The 16,561-nt window shown below is 59.0% G+C and carries 14 protein-coding genes and 1 pseudogene; 10 read left to right on the top strand and 5 right to left on the bottom strand.

The genetic code is table 11. The features are described from left to right. The first annotated feature begins 150 nt into the window (after nt 1-150). The 3 genes and pseudogenes from KZH41_RS26825 (at nt 151) to KZH41_RS26835 (ending at nt 3,096) form a co-directional block, all read left to right on the top strand. Nucleotides 151-405, top strand: a complete 255-nt coding sequence (locus tag KZH41_RS26825; protein ID WP_094953667.1) for a DUF6124 family protein — start codon at nt 151-153, stop codon at nt 403-405. Nucleotides 406-511: 106 nt separating this feature from the next. Beyond that, nucleotides 512-1,536: pseudogene (locus KZH41_RS26830) on the top strand (hypothetical protein). A 126-nt stretch (nt 1,537-1,662) separates the two neighbouring features. Beyond that, complete coding sequence (locus KZH41_RS26835) at nt 1,663-3,096, top strand: ArnT family glycosyltransferase (protein WP_263274018.1); 1,434 nt, start codon at nt 1,663-1,665, stop codon at nt 3,094-3,096. 15 nt (nt 3,097-3,111) lie between these two features. On the opposite strand, the gene KZH41_RS26840 is transcribed toward KZH41_RS26835, so the two are convergent. Continuing rightward, nucleotides 3,112-3,600, bottom strand: a complete 489-nt coding sequence (locus KZH41_RS26840) for a TIGR00645 family protein (protein ID WP_094953664.1) — start codon at nt 3,598-3,600, stop codon at nt 3,112-3,114. Between the two features lie 162 nt (nt 3,601-3,762). Here KZH41_RS26840 and KZH41_RS26845 point away from each other — a divergent pair, with 162 nt between their 5' ends. Then, nucleotides 3,763-5,586: a hypothetical protein gene (locus KZH41_RS26845; protein ID WP_263274019.1), complete on the top strand. Its 1,824-nt coding sequence runs from the start codon at nt 3,763-3,765 to the stop codon at nt 5,584-5,586. Between the two features lie 148 nt (nt 5,587-5,734). Here the strand turns inward: KZH41_RS26845 and KZH41_RS26850 are convergent, their stop codons facing one another. Both KZH41_RS26850 and KZH41_RS26855 read right to left on the bottom strand, forming a co-directional pair. Further along, on the bottom strand, nt 5,735-6,052 hold the full coding sequence (locus KZH41_RS26850) for a hypothetical protein (RefSeq protein ID WP_094953662.1): 318 nt from the start codon (nt 6,050-6,052) through the stop codon (nt 5,735-5,737). A gap of 241 nt (nt 6,053-6,293) precedes the next feature. After that, on the bottom strand, nt 6,294-8,732 hold the full coding sequence (locus tag KZH41_RS26855) for a Lon protease family protein (RefSeq protein ID WP_094953661.1): 2,439 nt from the start codon (nt 8,730-8,732) through the stop codon (nt 6,294-6,296). Nucleotides 8,733-9,011: 279 nt separating this feature from the next. On the opposite strand from KZH41_RS26855, the gene KZH41_RS26860 reads away from it, so the two are divergent. The 4 genes from KZH41_RS26860 (at nt 9,012) to KZH41_RS26875 (ending at nt 13,338) form a co-directional block, all read left to right on the top strand. Continuing rightward, complete coding sequence (locus tag KZH41_RS26860) at nt 9,012-9,500, top strand: DUF3015 domain-containing protein (RefSeq protein ID WP_094952935.1); 489 nt, start codon at nt 9,012-9,014, stop codon at nt 9,498-9,500. Between the two features lie 89 nt (nt 9,501-9,589). After that, entirely contained in the window at nt 9,590-11,443 is a 1,854-nt protein-coding gene (locus tag KZH41_RS26865) for a DUF4105 domain-containing protein (protein WP_263274020.1), read from the top strand. A 305-nt stretch (nt 11,444-11,748) separates the two neighbouring features. After that, complete coding sequence (locus tag KZH41_RS26870; RefSeq protein WP_263274021.1) at nt 11,749-12,075, top strand: chorismate mutase; 327 nt, start codon at nt 11,749-11,751, stop codon at nt 12,073-12,075. A gap of 177 nt (nt 12,076-12,252) precedes the next feature. Then, complete coding sequence (locus KZH41_RS26875; protein WP_263274022.1) at nt 12,253-13,338, top strand: type I restriction endonuclease; 1,086 nt, start codon at nt 12,253-12,255, stop codon at nt 13,336-13,338. Between the two features lie 191 nt (nt 13,339-13,529). Here KZH41_RS26875 and KZH41_RS26880 read toward each other — a convergent pair whose 3' ends face one another. Then, the gene (locus tag KZH41_RS26880; protein ID WP_094952938.1) at nt 13,530-13,820 is read right to left on the bottom strand and encodes a DUF3077 domain-containing protein; all 291 of its coding nucleotides are present in this window, start codon (nt 13,818-13,820) and stop codon (nt 13,530-13,532) included. 428 nt (nt 13,821-14,248) lie between these two features. Here KZH41_RS26880 and KZH41_RS26885 point away from each other — a divergent pair, with 428 nt between their 5' ends. Next, nucleotides 14,249-14,605, top strand: a complete 357-nt coding sequence (locus KZH41_RS26885; RefSeq protein WP_094952939.1) for a hypothetical protein — start codon at nt 14,249-14,251, stop codon at nt 14,603-14,605. A gap of 109 nt (nt 14,606-14,714) precedes the next feature. Continuing rightward, nucleotides 14,715-15,203, top strand: coding sequence for a GreA/GreB family elongation factor (locus tag KZH41_RS26890; protein ID WP_094952940.1), 489 nt, complete (start codon nt 14,715-14,717; stop codon nt 15,201-15,203). On the opposite strand, the gene gdhA is transcribed toward KZH41_RS26890, so the two are convergent. Then, complete coding sequence (gdhA, locus tag KZH41_RS26895; RefSeq protein ID WP_242152778.1) at nt 15,200-16,537, bottom strand: NADP-specific glutamate dehydrogenase; 1,338 nt, start codon at nt 16,535-16,537, stop codon at nt 15,200-15,202. The two genes, KZH41_RS26890 and gdhA, sit on opposite strands and share 4 nt — an antisense overlap. Nucleotides 16,538-16,561 lie beyond the last annotated feature (24 nt).

Below are 16,561 nucleotides of genomic sequence, written 5' to 3' on the forward strand. Positions count from 1 at the left end.
ATCCCGTCTCGTTCATGGCGGCTGTGCGTGGGGCATCTCCGGGTGCGCCGGGTTCCTACACTTCCGGTCTGTCAACCCGCGTACAGCTGCCACCCAATCCTGTTTGACAGCAGGGGGCGCTAGCTCCTTAAACAGTGTGGGAGCTTCATCATGAAAAAAATCACCCCTAATCCACCAACAACCCTCTTCACCCTCGCCTCAGACATTCCCGCTGAAACCCTGCTGATCCAAGCCAGCGAAACCCTCGCCTCACTGAACGCCATGACCACCGACCTGGCCTTCGAGCTTGAAGGCTCGCACCGCCACAAGCTGCTCGCGGCGCAGCAGTTAATCGTACTCGGCGAGCTGTTAATCAACCGCGTATTGAATACGCAGCCCTTCCACAGCGAACCGCCTCAGTCTTAAGAAACGAAATAGGGCGAGCCGCCTCACAACGCCTCGCCCCCTGGAATCCCCCCACACTTCCCATTACCCTGACGGCCTTTATCAGACAACCGGAAGTCAGATACCCGTGTTCAAGCCCCTCGCTTTCATTACCCTCGCCGTCACGCCCTTGCTCGCCTCCGCCGCCGATCTCGCGGGCGTCTGGCAGGGCACGCTGGGCAAGTCCGCTGTCACCGCCTGTTTCAACGGCGCCGATGGGGAACACGGCAGCTATTACTACCAACGCATCCTCACGCCGATTCAACTGACCCAAGCCAGCGATAACGCGCCGTGGGTGGAGGAAGACAACACCGGTTTCTGGGCATTGCAAAAACCCCAGGGCGATACCCTCTCAGGTGGCTGGAGCAAAACCAAGGGCGGCAAACCGCTGCCACTCACCTTGCAACGCATCAGCACGGACGGCTGCGGCAGCGACGCCTACAACGCGCCCATGGAAGCCGCGCCTCTGGCGGTCAAGACCGAGAAGAAAAGTTTCGAAAACCACGCGTATCTACTCAAGACCCAAGGCGCTCAGGTCACGGTCAAGCTAGAAGGCGACGGCCCGGCGATTCAGAAGATCAACCGGCAACTCGCCGCCTTGGCCGTCAACGATGAGGATCAGGCTGACTATTTTCACGAGCGCCGCGAATACCTCGGTCGAAACGGCTCAGCGCATACCAGCGAAATCGACGTTGAGCCCACGTATTGGTCGTCGCAATTTATTACCGTCAGGTTCTACCGCTGGGCGGCGGGCACCGACGCCAGGGGTATCAGTTGGGGCCTGCATTCCTGGAACCTGCAAACCGGCGAAAGTGTTGACCCGTGGACGTGGCTCGGCGGGCGCCAGGAGTGGTACTCCGCTTACTCCGGCCACGTGGAGTTACCGGCCACATTCAGCGCCTGGCTGGCCAAGCAAACCACCACCGATGAGGGCTGCCCGGCGATCACCAGCTATTCCTCCTTTGACTTGAGCTTCAACACCCAAGGCCTGCAACTCTCCACCCGCCCACGGGAGACGGCTGCGACAACGACTTGAACTTCACTTGGGAGCAATTGGAGCCGGTACTGACCGAGCAAGGCAAAGCGGCGTTACCCAGCTTGAAACTGCCCTGAGCAGCGGGTTTGGCCGCCTTACAAAAACCCCACACTCGTTCACGAAATGTTAAGAAACGGATACATATACTGACCGATCAACATGGCCGCTCCCCCGAGCGGTCCCCTGCTCGGTAGCCAGAACCCATGACGCGCCCCGTTCCTCTGCTGCTCCTTCTCGTTGCTGTGTTGTTCTTCTTTGCCTTGGGCAGCCATGAGCTGCAAGGCTCCACCGAAGCCCGCGTCGCCGGGATCGCCATGGCCATGCACCTGGACAATGACTGGGTGATCCCACGTCTGTTTCGTGAACCTTTCCTGGAAAAGCCGCCACTGAGCCTATGGCTGGACGCCGGTGCGATTCGGCTGTTTGGCGGCACCACCTGGGCCGTGCGCCTGGCGTCGGCGTTTGCCGGGTTGTTCAGCGTGATGCTGTTTTACGGGATGCTGCGCAAGTTCGGGCGACCGCAGACGATGGCGTTCTGCGCGGCGTTGATCCTGGCGACCATGGCCAGTTACTGGGGCAACGTGCGCGGCGTGGGTGAGGATTCGTTGCTCAGCCTCGGCGTGACCGCCGCGCTGCTCGGGTTTTACCAGGCCGTGCGACCCGATCGCGAAGGTTCCAGCGTTTGGGCCTGGGCGTTGTTTACCGTCGGCATGGTCATCGCCGCCCTGAGCAAAGGCGTACTGGGCTTGGCGATGCCGGGCATTGTGATCTTTGTGTACCTGCTCAGCACCAGCCTGATGGATAAACGCCTGCGCATCGGCGACTGGCTCAAGCCAGCGCTGTTCACCCTGCTGGCACTGGTGCCGCTGCTGATCTGGCTGGGCTTTCTGTTCCAGCGCGGTGGCATGCAAGCGGTGGCCGAAGTGTTGTGGACCAACAGTGTCGGGCGCTTCAGCGGCTCGTTTGTCGAGGCTGGGCATTACGAACCGTTCTATTACTACATCGCGAAGCTGCCCGAGGCGTTCCTGCCTTGGAACATTCTGGTGTACCTGGGCCTTTGGCACTTCCGCAAAAGCCTGGTGCGTAACCGCTACCGACTGTTTTTCAGCGTGTGGCTGGTGGCGCAGTTCACGTTACTGACCCTGGCTTCGAGCAAGCGTACCGTCTACCTGATGGCACTCACCCCCGCTGCCGCCGTACTCGCAGCAGAATACGCAGGGGTGTTGTTGACGTGGCTCAAAGCGAACAAACCGGCGCTGTTCCGGTATCACCGCGGCGTGATCAGCGGCGTGTTCGCGCTGCTGATCGTCAGCTACATGACAGCCGCCTTCTGGTTTGCCCCCAAGGCCGACAAACGTGAGTCCTTCGTACCGGTAATCAGCCAGGCCAAGGCCTTTCAGACCGAAGGCAAAGCGGTGGTGTTGTTTCAGCCCAACGAGCGCATCGCCGGGGCCAGTGTGTTCTACCTGCAGGCCTACTTGCCGATCCTGCAAAGCGAAGAGGAGCTGCGCAGTTTTCTTGCCGCCAAGCCCGGCAACATCGCGCTGCTGGACCGCCCCGACGACTTGGCGGAGAAGGTCAACGTGATCAAGCAGATGGCAATCGGTCGCCAGCCTTACTACTTCGTCGAGCAGTAAGGCCGGTGCAAAGCATCAGTGCTTGGTGAGCTTGTCCAGGTAACCCATGGCGAACGCCGAGATCACGAAGGTCATGTGGATGATCACGTACCACATCAAATGCTGCGGATCGACGTTCTTGGCGTCCATGAAGATGCGCAGCAGGTGAATGGACGAAATCGCCACGATGGAGGCGGCCACTTTCATCTTCAGCGATGAAGAGTCCATGGTGCCCAGCCAGTTGAGCTTTTCTTTGTTATCGTCAATATCCAGCTGCGAGACGAAGTTCTCGTAGCCGGAAATCATCACCATCACCAGCAAGCCGCCGACCAGCGCCATGTCGATTAACGACAACAGCAGCAGGATGACGTCAGCTTCCAGCATGGTAAAAATATTCGGAATAACGTGGATGATTTCCTGGAAGAACTTCAGCGCCAGAATCAGCAGGCCCAGGGAAAGCCCCAAATAGATCGGCGCCAGCAGCCAGCGTGAGGCGTACATAGTATTTTCGATAAAGCGTTCCATTGGATCTCACACAGCTAGGCTAAAAATGGCCGCGAGTATATCAGCCGCTACCAAACACCTGTATCCGTGAGAAAACTGACCCGGACGGCATCTGTGAGAGAATTTTTCTGCTAGTGTCGAGCCCATCAAATCAGCTCGATGCTGTGGAACAGGAAAACTCAGATGATGGATGTGCGATCCCCTTTGGCCACTGTCGGCCTGTGTGCGGTGTTGCTGATGGCCAGCGGCTGCTCCCCCAAAGAAGAGCAGAAGCAGGCCACCCTCGAAGAGAAAACCGCGAAGTTCGAACAATCGCTGGACGCCATTGAAGACCCCAAACTGCGCGACGCCATCGCCGACCTCGGTGGCTCGCTACTGTTGCTGGAACGCGCGCAGACCAAGCTCGCCGTTAAGCCAATCGACGCCGAATACGGTGAAGACACCCTGGCGCTGCTCAAGCACTACCCCACGCCCCAAGCCTTAGTGGATACCTACATCAATGGCCTGTTCGTGCTGCGCAAAGCCTCGCATTCCGACTACCTGACGGATTTGCAACCGGTCTCCCCGTTCAACTTCAACACCCCGGACCAGTTCCCCTTTCCCCACGGCCTGGAATGGCAGTCGGTGACCCTGAGCAACAACAAAGTCATCCCCTTCCAGCCAGAATGGTCGGAAACCGACCCGGGCATCCAACTGAGCCCGAGCAGCTCCAACCTGACCAACCCCGATGACCTGACGGTAACCTACCCGTTCATCGAGGGCTTGGAGACCGAGAACAAGAGCCAGCCACAGCCCGTCAGCCTCAAGGGCGCGGTTGAGGTGGTTGCGCCCGGCAAGGTGCTGACGTTCGACTTGTCGAAAAAAGACGTGGGCCACAAACGCACCGAGGGCAATATCACGCTCAACCTGCTGCTGCTTGAGAAAAACTACGCCGAAATCGAACTGACCAACAGCGAGCCGCTGGCGCCGGAAGTCGGCGACGACTCGCCGAACCCATTGCTGGTGCAGGCACGCGACAGCACGGGGCAATTTCTGACCCGCTCGGGCTCGATCAACGAAAACGCCGAGCAGGTGGCGTTCTACAAGAAGCAACTGGCCGAGATGCAAAAGCAGACGGCTTGGTCAGACGCCTTTGAAAAACAACTGACCGACGAGCAGAAAGCCTTCGAACACAAACAGAGCAGCCATTACGCCAAGGTGTATTTCAATGGTTTGATCGAAAACCTGCAGGTCAACGTGCTGGACTTCTCCAAAGCCACGCTCACCCGCAAGGACCTCGACCTGCCGGTGATGCGCTTCGACAAGAACAGCCTGCAAAAGACCGTGCAAGCCTTGCCGATGCCGGTCACCGTGTATGACGACGGCGCCGCCAGCTGGCTTAAAGATGCGTCAATGACTGAGGAGCAGCTGAAAAAAAGCGTCACCATCAGCCAATCGACCGAAGACTCCAGCGCCGCGAAGATCGTGTTTGACCACCCGTTCACCTTCAATGACGACCTGGTTGGCGCCGAGCGCAACAACAGCGATGCCCCAATCACCTTCTTCACGGCGGACGACAAGGGCGAGCGCGGCGAGCCCATCGAGCTGCCAGCCGAGGCCTTTGAGTTGAATGCGGGCAGCGGCAAGCTCACGTACGACCTCAACCTGTTCCCGGAAACCCCAGCGTTTGTGGTGGGCTCGGTGCCGCTGTTCCTGGCCACCATCGAGAAAGCCACGATTGACGTGGCCAAGCTGCCCAAAGGCCTGTCACTCAAGGACAACGCGCTGATCGTCGATCAAACAGACTTTCCCGCCGACAGCTGGCGCTTCTACGCCAAGGACGCGAGCGGCAACTACCTCAAGGAGATCCTCGGCGTGAGCCACCGTGCCGAGGAGTACGGCACGGCGCTGCTTGACGTGCATTACTTCTACGGCCAGCCGACCAGCCTGGAAAGCTACCAGCGCACCGACCTCGACACCGTGCAATACGGTTTCGAGGTAAAGCTGGACAAACCCGAGACAAAATAGCCGCCTACGGCCGATCGTTCCTACGCGCAGCACAGGAATGCATCCCCAGACGCGCAGCGTCACCCAGCGCAGGGCTTGAGCCGTGTGGCGACAGCGGGACGCAGAGCGTCCGGGGCGGCGTTACCACGCAGAGCGTGGGAACGATCAGTCACAAGGCCAGAAGCTCATGCCCGCCATTGAGTTGTCGCAGATGGGCCTGCATATGCAGGCACCATATCTGCGGATCGGCCGCCACCTCATAGCCGTGCAGCGTCAGGCTTTCGACGATTGATCCCAGAACGGTTTCTGCCACAAAGGGCCCATGAAACGGGCCTTCGGACTTGATGGTGGCGGGCTGTTCGCCGGTCATTCCGGCGGCAAACAACAACGTCCACATCCCGTTATCCCCCGCGAGAGGGCGAATGGAGCATTCGATACGGGTGACCAGGCCCAGGCATTGGCGGGTAAGGCAAAGGTTGCGCGACATGGCGGCGACCCTCGGTAGATCGGTGTTCAACCTCGCGCAGGGCAAGGCTGTCTCTATCCTGCGACTCCTGTGGATATCCCTAGCACTCAGAATAGAAGAAAACCGGTACAAACCAAGGTTATAGGGACCAACGGGCGTTGGTCTCCTACACCCGAGTCAAAATTGTGGCGAGTAGGCTCGCCACAACAAGCTCGCTAGCCCAACAAGCCAGCTCCCGTACTTACTGCGCCACCACAAAAAATCAGCTCGGTTTGGCTTCCGCCAACGCCTGCTGCGCCAGCTCCTTCTCCGCCTCTTTCAAATCATCCTCGCTGATCATCTCGGCAATCGCGCGCAAACGCTCGACCACGCGCGCGTTCACGCTGCCTTCGGGGAATTGCCCTTCCTCGTCCGGCTCACCGGCAGGCTCTCCCACCAACAAGCTCAACGCCTCATCCGCCTGACGCACGGCGTAAATGTGGAACTGCCCGTCGCGCACGGCTTTCAGCACCTTCTCATCGAGCATCAACGTGGCGACGTTGGCTTGCGGAATGATCGCCCCCTGCTCGCCGGTCAAGCCGCGTGCTTCGCAGAGGCGGAAGAAGCCTTCGATCTTCTCGTTAACCCCGCCCACCGCCTGCACTTCACCAAACTGGTTGATGGAGCCGGTGATGGCAAAGCACTGCTTGAGCGGCGTTTTCGACAGCGCCGAGATCAAGGTGCACGCCTCGCCCAGGGACGCACTGTCGCCGTCCACATAACCGTAGGACTGCTCCAGCGCGATGCTCGCCGAAATCGCCAGCGGGAATTCCTGGGCATAACGGCTGCCCAGGTAACCGGTGAGGATCATCACGCCCTTGGAGTGAATCGGCTGGCCGAGGTTAACCTCGCGCTCGATGTCGACAATACCGCTGCCGCCCGGGTACACCGTGGCGGAAATCCGCGCCGGCACACCGAAGGCCGAATCGCCGACCTCCAGCACTGTCAGCCCGTTGCACTTGCCGACCGCCGCACCGGCGGTGTCGATCAGGATCACCCCGGCGAGCATGTCGTCGAGAATCCGCGCCGACACCCGCCCGGTGCGCGTGGCCTTGGCCTTGAGCGCGCGTTCGATATGGCCGGCATCGGTCATCTCATCGCCCGCCAGGTGGCGGATGAAGTCCGCTTCGCTGACCAGTTGGAACAGGTCGCCAATGCGTGCCGACAAACGCCCCTGATGTTCGGCCAGGCGTGCGCTGTACGTCGCCAGGCGCGCCACCGCGTCCGACGTCAGCGGCGCCATGCCTTCTTCCGACGTACGGGTTTTGAGCAACTGGGCGAACTGCTCCAGGCTCTCGTCGACCATCGGGATGTCTTCGTCGAAGTCCACCAGGACGCGAAACATCTCCTGGAAGTCTGGATCGGCATCCTGCAACGCGTAGTATAGCTGGCGCGAACCGATGATGATGACCTTGACCTGCAACGGGATCATTTGCGGGTTGAGGGTCACGGTGGCCAGGCGGCCGAGCTCGCCCAGCGGCGATTCCATCTTCAGCTTGCGCGACTGCAAGGAACGCTTGAGCGCGTCCCACACAAACGGCTCGCTGAGCATTTTTTCGGCTTCCAGAATCAGGAAACCGCCATTGGCACGGTGCAACGCGCCCGGGCGCAGCTGGCGATACGTGGTGTACAGCGCGCCTTGGTCGGTGCTGTACTCGATACGGCCGAACAAGTTGTCGTACGTCGGGTGCGGCTCAAACACCACCGGCGCGCCGCCGTTGACCGAGTGGCCCACCACCAGGCTCGGGCAGTATTGCTCTTCGAGCAGCTTGCGCGCCTGGGCGTCGGTCTTGGCGTCGTCGACAAACTGCTCGACCACGGATTTGAGCAAGTACACCTGCATGGCCTGCAGGTAACCGCAGACCGCCGCGTTTTCCGCGTACTTTTCCGACAGCGGCGCCAGCAAAGGCTGCAGAGCCAGGGTAATGGTTTCTTCGTTGAACTGACGCAGTTGGTTATTCGACTCGCGCTTCCACTGCGGCAGGCTGGCCAATTCTTCGTTGAGGCGCTCTTCCAGTTCGGAAATATCCGTGTGGAAACGCTCGCGGTCAGCCTCCGGCAGTTGCGAGAACTCCGCCTCGTCCAGCGCCTTGCCATCGAGCATCGGCGTGAACGCGATGTTGGAGCTGTCGCGGTACAGCGCCACGTCCTTTTCCAGGGCCAGGCGTTCGATCACGTCCAAGGCCTTGTCGTAACGCTGGTTGAAGGCGCGGTCGATGGCGCTTTTGCGCTGTTGATAAGTCGGGTGTTCGAACACCGCCGGGAAGGTGGCGACGAGGTTGTCGACCAAACCGTTGATATCGGCGATGAAGGCCGCCGCGCCGCCGCCCGGCAATTCCAGGGCACGCGGTTCGCGTGGCTCATCAAAATTATTCACATAGACCCAGTCCGCCGGGGTCTGCAGGCGCTTGCCTTCGGCTTTCAGGTAGCGTTTGACGAACGAAAAGCGGCCGGTACCCGGCTCGCCCATGACAAACACGTTGTAACCAGGGCGTGGCATGGCCACACCGAACTGCAAGGCTTCAACCGCACGTTCCTGGCCAAGCACACCGCGAAAGGGCTCCAAATCATTGGTGGTCGAGAAGCTGAACTGTTCAGCGGAGAAAGGGCGAGTCAGCGCTTCGGGCGCTAGACGCAAGCTGGCAGCAACAGGATCAGGCATCGGGCTTCCTTACATCAGGCGGGGCAGATGACGGCATTCTGGCTCCCGGTTACGCGCTCTGGCAAGGCGCGACTTTGGGAAAGCATAGCCAGGGGACGGGTCTTACAAAATAATCGCGGCAGCTCTGCACAAAAACACTGATTGTTTTATAAAAATCACGGAACCCCTGGAACGTGCCTAAACTCCAAACTGCGCGGGTTAGACTAATAACTGGCCCCTAGGGCGCTATGAAGTGCCTGAACCCTTGTCCATTGGTTTGCACACAAAGAGAACAAAGCTATGAAACGGATCCTTCTTGGTACTCTCTTCACCGTCGTCTCCCTCAATGCAATGGCTGAAGCACCAGGTGGCCCGAACTGCGGTTGGGGCAACATGTTGTTCGAAGGCCAGCGCGGTACTCCAGCGCACTTCCTGGCTTCCACCACCAACGGTACCTCGGGTAACGCCACCTTCGGCATGACCTCCGGCACCAACGGCTGTAACACCAACAGCGCCCTGACCTACGGCGGCAAGTCCTGGATTGCCATGAATGGCATGATGAACGAGCTGTCCGAAGACATGGCCAAAGGCAACGGCGAAGCACTGACCACCTATGCCGTGGTTCTGGGCGTTGCCCCTGAAGATCGCGAGCACTTCGCTGCCGTGACTCACGAGCACTTCCAGCAGATCTTCAGCAAAGCTGACGTGACCGCTGACGACGTGCACAACAACACCCTGGCTGTACTGAAAAGCGACACCCGCCTGGCCAAATACGCTACCCAGGCTTAAGCTCGACCGTCCGCGCCTTTCGAGGCGCGGGCTCTATTTTGGACCCGCCTCCCCTTTGGGTCTCACTAATTCCGACTTAAGTTGCCCCTATGCTCAAACGCTTTGCCTGGTTGGCACTCTTCGCCTGCGCCCCGCTGTACGCGGCCCCGCATATTGATGATCAACGTTTGCAGCAATTGGCCAACGATCCGTTCTGGCTGTCTTTGGGCCATTACGAAGCCGGCAAGATCAGTGGCTGGCGCAGCTATGTCAGCGACAAAAAATTCTTCCTCGCCCCCGATGGCGCGCACCATCCGGACCAGGAACTGCAGGCGACCGTAGCGGCGTTGTATGCCCCGGCCAGCCTCGGCGAAAAGCACGTCCAATGCGTTTACCCCGCACGCACCCGTTGGCTCAAGGATCAGTTGCACCTGACCGACCTGCCCGCCTTGGACTGCAAAGAATTCACCCAATGGTTCAAGGACGTCGCGCCGCACAGCGCGGTGATGATCTTCCCGGCGGCCTACCTCAACAGCCCGTCGTCGATGTTCGGCCACACCCTGCTGCGTATCGACCAGGCCGACGTGCAGAGCAACAACACCGCCCTGCTCAGCTACGCGATCAACTTCGGCGCCTACATCGAAGGCTCCGACAACAGCATTCTCTACGCCTGGAAAGGCCTGATGGGCGGCTATCCCGGCCTGTTCGCCCTGGTGCCGTACCAAGAAAAACTCTCGGAATACCGTAGCCTCGAAAACCGAGACCTGTGGGAATACCGCCTGAACCTCACCCAAGTCGAGACCGAGCGCATGGTCGAGCACGTGTGGGAACTCAAGCAGATCCAGTTTGACTACTTCTTCTTCGACGAAAACTGCTCCTACCGCCTGCTGGAACTGCTGCAAGTGGCCCGCCCGAGCCTGCGCCTGACCGAGCAGTTCCCGCTGACCGCGATCCCCACCGACACGGTCAAAGCGGTGAAAGAGGCAGGCTTGGTCGAGAAGATCGACTATCGCCCGTCTCGTGAGCGCGAACTGCTGGAACGCGCCAAGCCGCTGGATAGCGACGAGCAACAATGGGTGCTGAAAATCAGCGATGACCAGAAGCAATTGCAGGAACCGACGTTTAAAGCCCTGCCTCGCGACCGCCAAGCCCTGATCATCGACGCCGCTTATCGCCTGGGCCGCTACCGCGCCAATGGCCTGGAGCGCGACACCGAACGCTCACAACGCAGCTTCGAACTGCTGCGCGCGATCAACCAGAACCCTGCGCCCGACCTCAACGTCGAACGTCCCGGCCTGCCTGAGAACGGTCATGAGTCACGCACCTGGCAAGCCGGCATCGGCACCCGTGGCGACAAGGCCTTTGGCGAATACGGCCTGCGCATGGCCTATCACGACCTCAACGACAATACCGAAGGCTTCCCGCTGGGTGCGCAGATCGAAATCCTGCAGATGAAACTGCGCCAGTACGAAGGCAACCACTGGCAGCTGCAGCAACTGGACCTGGCGACCATCCGTTCCCTGACCCCACGCAACGCCCTGTTGCAACCTTGGTCATGGCAAGTGACCGGCGGCCTGGAACGCGTACCGGGCAAACACGACGACGAAACCCTCGTCGCCCACGTCAACGGCGGCGCCGGCGGCACCTGGCAACTCACCGACGACATGCTCGGCTTCGCCCTCGGCACCGTGCGCGTGGAGCACAACAACGACTTCAGCGAAGCCATCTCCCCGGCTGCCGGGTTCAATACCGGTGTGCTGTGGAAAAACCCGCTGGGCAATTTAAGCGTGGAAGCCAAGGGTGATTTCTTCACCAATGGTGAAGTGCGCCGCAGTATCAGCCTGAACCAGCAGTGGGAATTGTCGCGCAACCTGGGCCTACGCTTGAGCGCCCAGCGCGAGTACAGCCACCTGTCCACGCCAGTCAATGAAGTGATGCTCGAAGTGAAGTGGTATCACTACTAACCAAAGCCAGACAAAGATCAAAATGTGGGAGCGGGCTTGCTCGCGAAGGCGGTGTGTCAGTATCGGCCAAGCTGACTGACCCACCGCCTTCGCAGGCAAGCCAGCTCCCACACGTGTTTGTGCCCGGCCTAAACTCTGCGCCCGCCGCAGTTCAAAGCTGGGAGCCGGGCTCGCCCGCGATGGCGGTCCTTCAGGCAATGATGTATTGATCGACCCACCGCATTCGCGAGCAAGCCCGCTCCCACATTTGCCTCGCGTATATTCAGACACATCGCATTGCCCACCCCATCAGGAGTTTCATCAACATGGCCGTTAACTGCACCACCCTTGAAGAAGTCCGCGCAAACATCGACCGCCTCGACCAACAAATCGTCACCCTGCTGGCCGAACGCGGCCACTACGTCTCCCAAGCGGCGCGCTTTAAAAAAGACGCCGATGGTGTGAAGGCACCGCAGCGGGTTGAACAGGTGATCGCCAAGGTGCGAGGTTTATCAGAGGCGGTGGGCGCCAACCCTGAGGTCACTGAGCAGGTGTATCGCGCAATGATTGCGGCGTTTATTGAGCAGGAATTGGCTGAACATGCCGTTCTAACAAGCCCAGGGAAACCATCATCAACACACACAAATTCGTAGTCTGCTTCTAACCTATTGATAAATAGACAGGAAATTTCAGAAAGTTTTTTAGCTTTTTTCAGTCAAGCCAAACTGGCTCTTACTTCATTCTCTTTATGGGGTTTTGTGACGAGTATCGGATGGCAATCAAATTGCCATCCCATCTATACACGGATCTGAATAGGTAAGAGGCTCACCATGGATTTCTTTGAAAAGCTAACCAGTTTGGCAGCGAAAGTTCGGTTACAAGGCCCCGCCATTCAAACAGAAGAAGCGACAAAAAATGCTTTCGTAATGCCTTTCATCAACACCGTATTGGGCTACGACGTATTTGACCCACAGGAAGTAACGCCAGAGTTTGTCTGTGATGTCGGGACGAAGAAAGGTGAAAAAATCGACTACGCCATCATGAAAGAGGGTGAAGTCCAAATACTCATCGAATGCAAAAAAATCGGTGAGTCACTGAGCATCAACCATGCCTCACAGCTTTTTCGATATTTTCACGTTACGAGCGCAAGAATCTCAATTCTCACCAACGGCCAGGTCTACAGGTTTTTTACCGATTTGGACGCCCCCAACAAAATGGACGAAAAGCCATTTCTAGAGCTAGACCTGCTGGACATTGATGAGTACGCAGTACCGGAGTTGATCAAACTCACCAAGTCGGCTTTCGATGTTGACTCCATCATCAATGCCGCTGGAGAGCTGAAGTACGTCAGCCAGCTTAAAAAGCTCATTGGCAGTCAGGTGAGCAAACCAGAAGACGATTTCGTGAAGTTCTTTGCATCCCGTGTTTACGAGGGCGTCATCACGCAAAAAGTGCGTGAGCAGTTTTTCGAACTGACCCGAAAAGCATTAGCGCAATTTCTGAACGACCAGATCAACGATCGGCTGAAGTCCGCAATGAGCGGTACGATCCAACCGACAATGGCATCAATCCCCGTCGCAAACAGCGTGAACGTAGACGTGCAGGACAGGGACGAATCAGAAGACAAGATTCTGACGACGCTAGAAGAACTAGAGGGTTATCACATCGTTCGCGCCCTCGTCCGATCCGTGGTCGATGCTAAGCGCATCGTCCAACGAGATACCCAGAGCTATTTTGGGATACTGCTAGACGATAACAACCGTAAGCCCATTTGCCGCCTTCACTTCAATCGCAGCCAGAAGTACCTCGGGATATTTGACGAGGAAAAAAATGAGACCCGGCACGCGATTTCGTCAGTCGATGAGATTTACGAGTACGCGGATCAACTGAAAAAGACTGTGGGCTATTACGACTAACGGCGGCGCTCGAATAGCCGGAAACGTCGATATTCCTTGTGGCGAGCAGGCTTGCACTGCGTTGGGCTGCGCAGCAGCCCCAAAACAGTCAACCGGGGAGTATCAGATACACCGCGTTCCTCTTTATTGGGGCTGCTGCGCAGCCCAACGCAGGGCAAGCCTGCTCGCCACAAGGGGGGCATTGCCAGGCTTTAGGTGGCGGGTGTCATCGCTTGGGTCAGGTCGTCCACGACGGCCTTGCCCATCTCACACAGATAATGTGCCGCCCAGGCGTATTGTTCGCCGCGCACATCCATGGCGGCTTCCATGGCGAGTTTCTTGGAGTAAAAAAGCAAAGTGGAGGCGTGTTCCAAGGCTTCGTCGATCGGCATGCCAGAATTGACGCGGAACAGCGGTTTTTCGTTTTCACCGTAGTCGCCGAAGGTGACGACGCCGAGGGTGGTGATTGAGGAAAGGGGTGGGTCGGGGACGACTTTAGACATGGTGTACCTACTAAGTGAGATAAAGGACCACCACAGCACGTCGCTAAACATAAAGGGGTGGCAGCTGTACGCAGGTTAGCGAACCGGTCACCTAGACACCCGGCAGATCCGAAGATCTCCCGCGCACAGCCGCCATAACACGGTATGACAGGTGTAAAAAACGCCTGCCTAGTGTGTAAAGAGGATGAGTCTCGATGGTTCGGGTCGCTAAACCCGGTCGCTGTTTTTACAGCGAAGCCAGGAGACTAGTGGCCCAAACCCTAAGGCACAATAGGCCAAGGATTCTCTAGGAAACGTCCTGCAATTTAAAGAGAATCGTCGTTGATGGCCCTTTAACCCAACACCTTTCTCACCTCCCTTTCACGCCGCCCCGACAAATCCCTGACTAGACTTCCCCTATCAGCCGTGAAACGGCCAGGGAGTACGTAATGTGGCGGTACGCGTTAATGCTGTGCGCGGTAGTGGGGCTGTCGGGTTGCCAGTCAACCCATCAAGATTTACTCGCCAAAGGTTATCCACCGGCCTTCGCCGATGGCTTTGATGACGGTTGCAGCAGCGGTCGCCAGGCCGCCGGCGTGATCAGCGGGGAGTTTCGCAAGAACGTGCCGCGTTATCTGAAAGACAGCGAGTACGCCGAAGGCTGGGAAGATGGCTTTCGCCAGTGCAAGGCCATGCGTGAAAGCGAGGAGTTGCGCGACTACAAGGACAATCACTGGGACGACCGTGAGCGTGCCTGGCAGCAGGAGAAAGACCGCGACGCCGCCAGGGCTTATCGCTCGCAATAGGTCGACTTCCTGAAAAGCGCACGCAGAGCGTCCAGGGCTGCATGCCCACGCAGAGCGTGGGAACGATCGCGCGGCGACCATGGCCCAAACGCCATAGAGGGAGAATGTCATGAGCCGAGCTTTTGTTAACGAAGACAACGCCGCCGCCCAGGCTGACCCGCCGGTGGAGCGCCTGATCAGTGAGCAACCCAACCGCCTGACCGCGCAAGGGTTGGCGCAGTTGCAGGCCAAGGTCGCGCAGTTGCAGCAGGCCTACAGCCTCGAGTCAGCCAAGGACGATAAACAGCGCCAGGCGGATCTGGAGCGCGATTTGCGCTACTTCAACCAGCGGGTGCAAAGCGCCCAAGTCGTGGCGCCGGCCACTTCCACTGCAAAGGTGCAGATCGGCAGCTGGGTCACCTTCGCCAACGAACACGACGAGCAGCAGCGCATTCAGTTGGTCGGTGAAGACCAGGCCGACGCCCAGGCCAACCTGATCAACTGGGGCTCGCCGCTGGGCCGTGCGTTGCTGGGCGCCGAGGTGGGCGAGGAGGTGCTGTGGAAGCGCCCCGTCGGTGATCAGGTGATCGAAGTGCTGCGCATCGAGCCCGAGGCTTAGACGATGCCTTGGGCCAGCATCGCGTCGGCGACTTTCACGAAGCCGGCGATGTTCGCGCCTTTCACGTAGTTGACCCGGCCGTTTTCTTCGCCGTAATGCACGCAAGCGTGGTGGATCGACTGCATGATGTTGTGCAATTTGCTGTCGACTTCGCCTGCGGTCCACAGCAGGCGCATGGCGTTTTGCGACATTTCCAGGCCACTCACGGCCACACCGCCGGCGTTGGAGGCCTTGCCCGGCGCGAACAAGATCCCCGCCTCGATAAAGATATCCACAGCCTCCAAGGTGGTCGGCATGTTGGCGCCTTCGGCCACGCACAGGCAGCCATTACGCAGCAGCGTGCGGGCGGCCTCGGCGTCGAGTTCGTTTTGGGTGGCGCATGGCAGGGCGATGTCGCAAGCCAGCTCCCAAGGGGTTTTGCCTTTGCGGAACTCCAGGCCAAAGCGCTCGGCGAGTCCGCTGATGCGCCCGCGCTGCACGTTTTTCAACTCCAGCAGGGCCGACCATTGCTCCTCGGTCAACCCGCTTTCGGCGTACAGGGTGCCTTCGGAGTCGGACAGGGAAATCACCTTGCCGCCCAGGTCCATGACCTTGCGCGCCGCGTATTGCGCGACGTTGCCGGAGCCGGAGACGGCCACGCGCTTGCCTTCAACCCGCTGGCCGTCGCGCTTGAGCATGGCTTCGGCGAAGTACACGCAGCCGAAACCGGTGGCCTCGGGGCGGATCAAGCTACCGCCGTAGGCCATGCCTTTGCCGGTCAGCACCGAGGTGAACTGGTTGCTGAGGCGTTTGTACTGGCCAAACAGAAAGCCGATTTCGCGCGCGCCCACGCCGATATCGCCGGCGGGCACGTCCACGTCTGCGCCGATGTGGCGGTACAGCTCGCTCATGAATGACTGGCAGAAGCGCATCACTTCGGCGTCGCTCTTGCCCTTGGGGTCGAAGTCCGAGCCGCCTTTGCCGCCGCCCATGGGCAGCGAGGTCAAGGAGTTCTTGAAGGTCTGCTCGAAGGCGAGGAATTTCAACACGCCCAAGTTCACCGACGGGTGGAAGCGCAGGCCGCCTTTGTAGGGGCCTATGGCGCTGTTCATCTGGATACGGAAGCCGCGATTGACCTGGACCTTGCCGTGATCATCCACCCACGACACCCGGAAAGTAATCGCGCGTTCCGGCTCGCAGATGCGCTCCAGGATGCCCGAGGTCAGGTAGTGGGGGTTGGCTTCTAGAAACGGCCACAAGCTGCGTAGGACCTCCTCTACAGCTTGGTGGAATTCCGGCTGGTCGGGGTCGCGTTTCTTGAGGCGGGCGAGGAAGGATTCGACAGATTCGATCATGGAAACGTCTCGGCAAATTGATTG

The organism is Pseudomonas sp. YeP6b (genome assembly GCF_025642995.1).
Taxonomy (GTDB): domain Bacteria; phylum Pseudomonadota; class Gammaproteobacteria; order Pseudomonadales; family Pseudomonadaceae; genus Aquipseudomonas.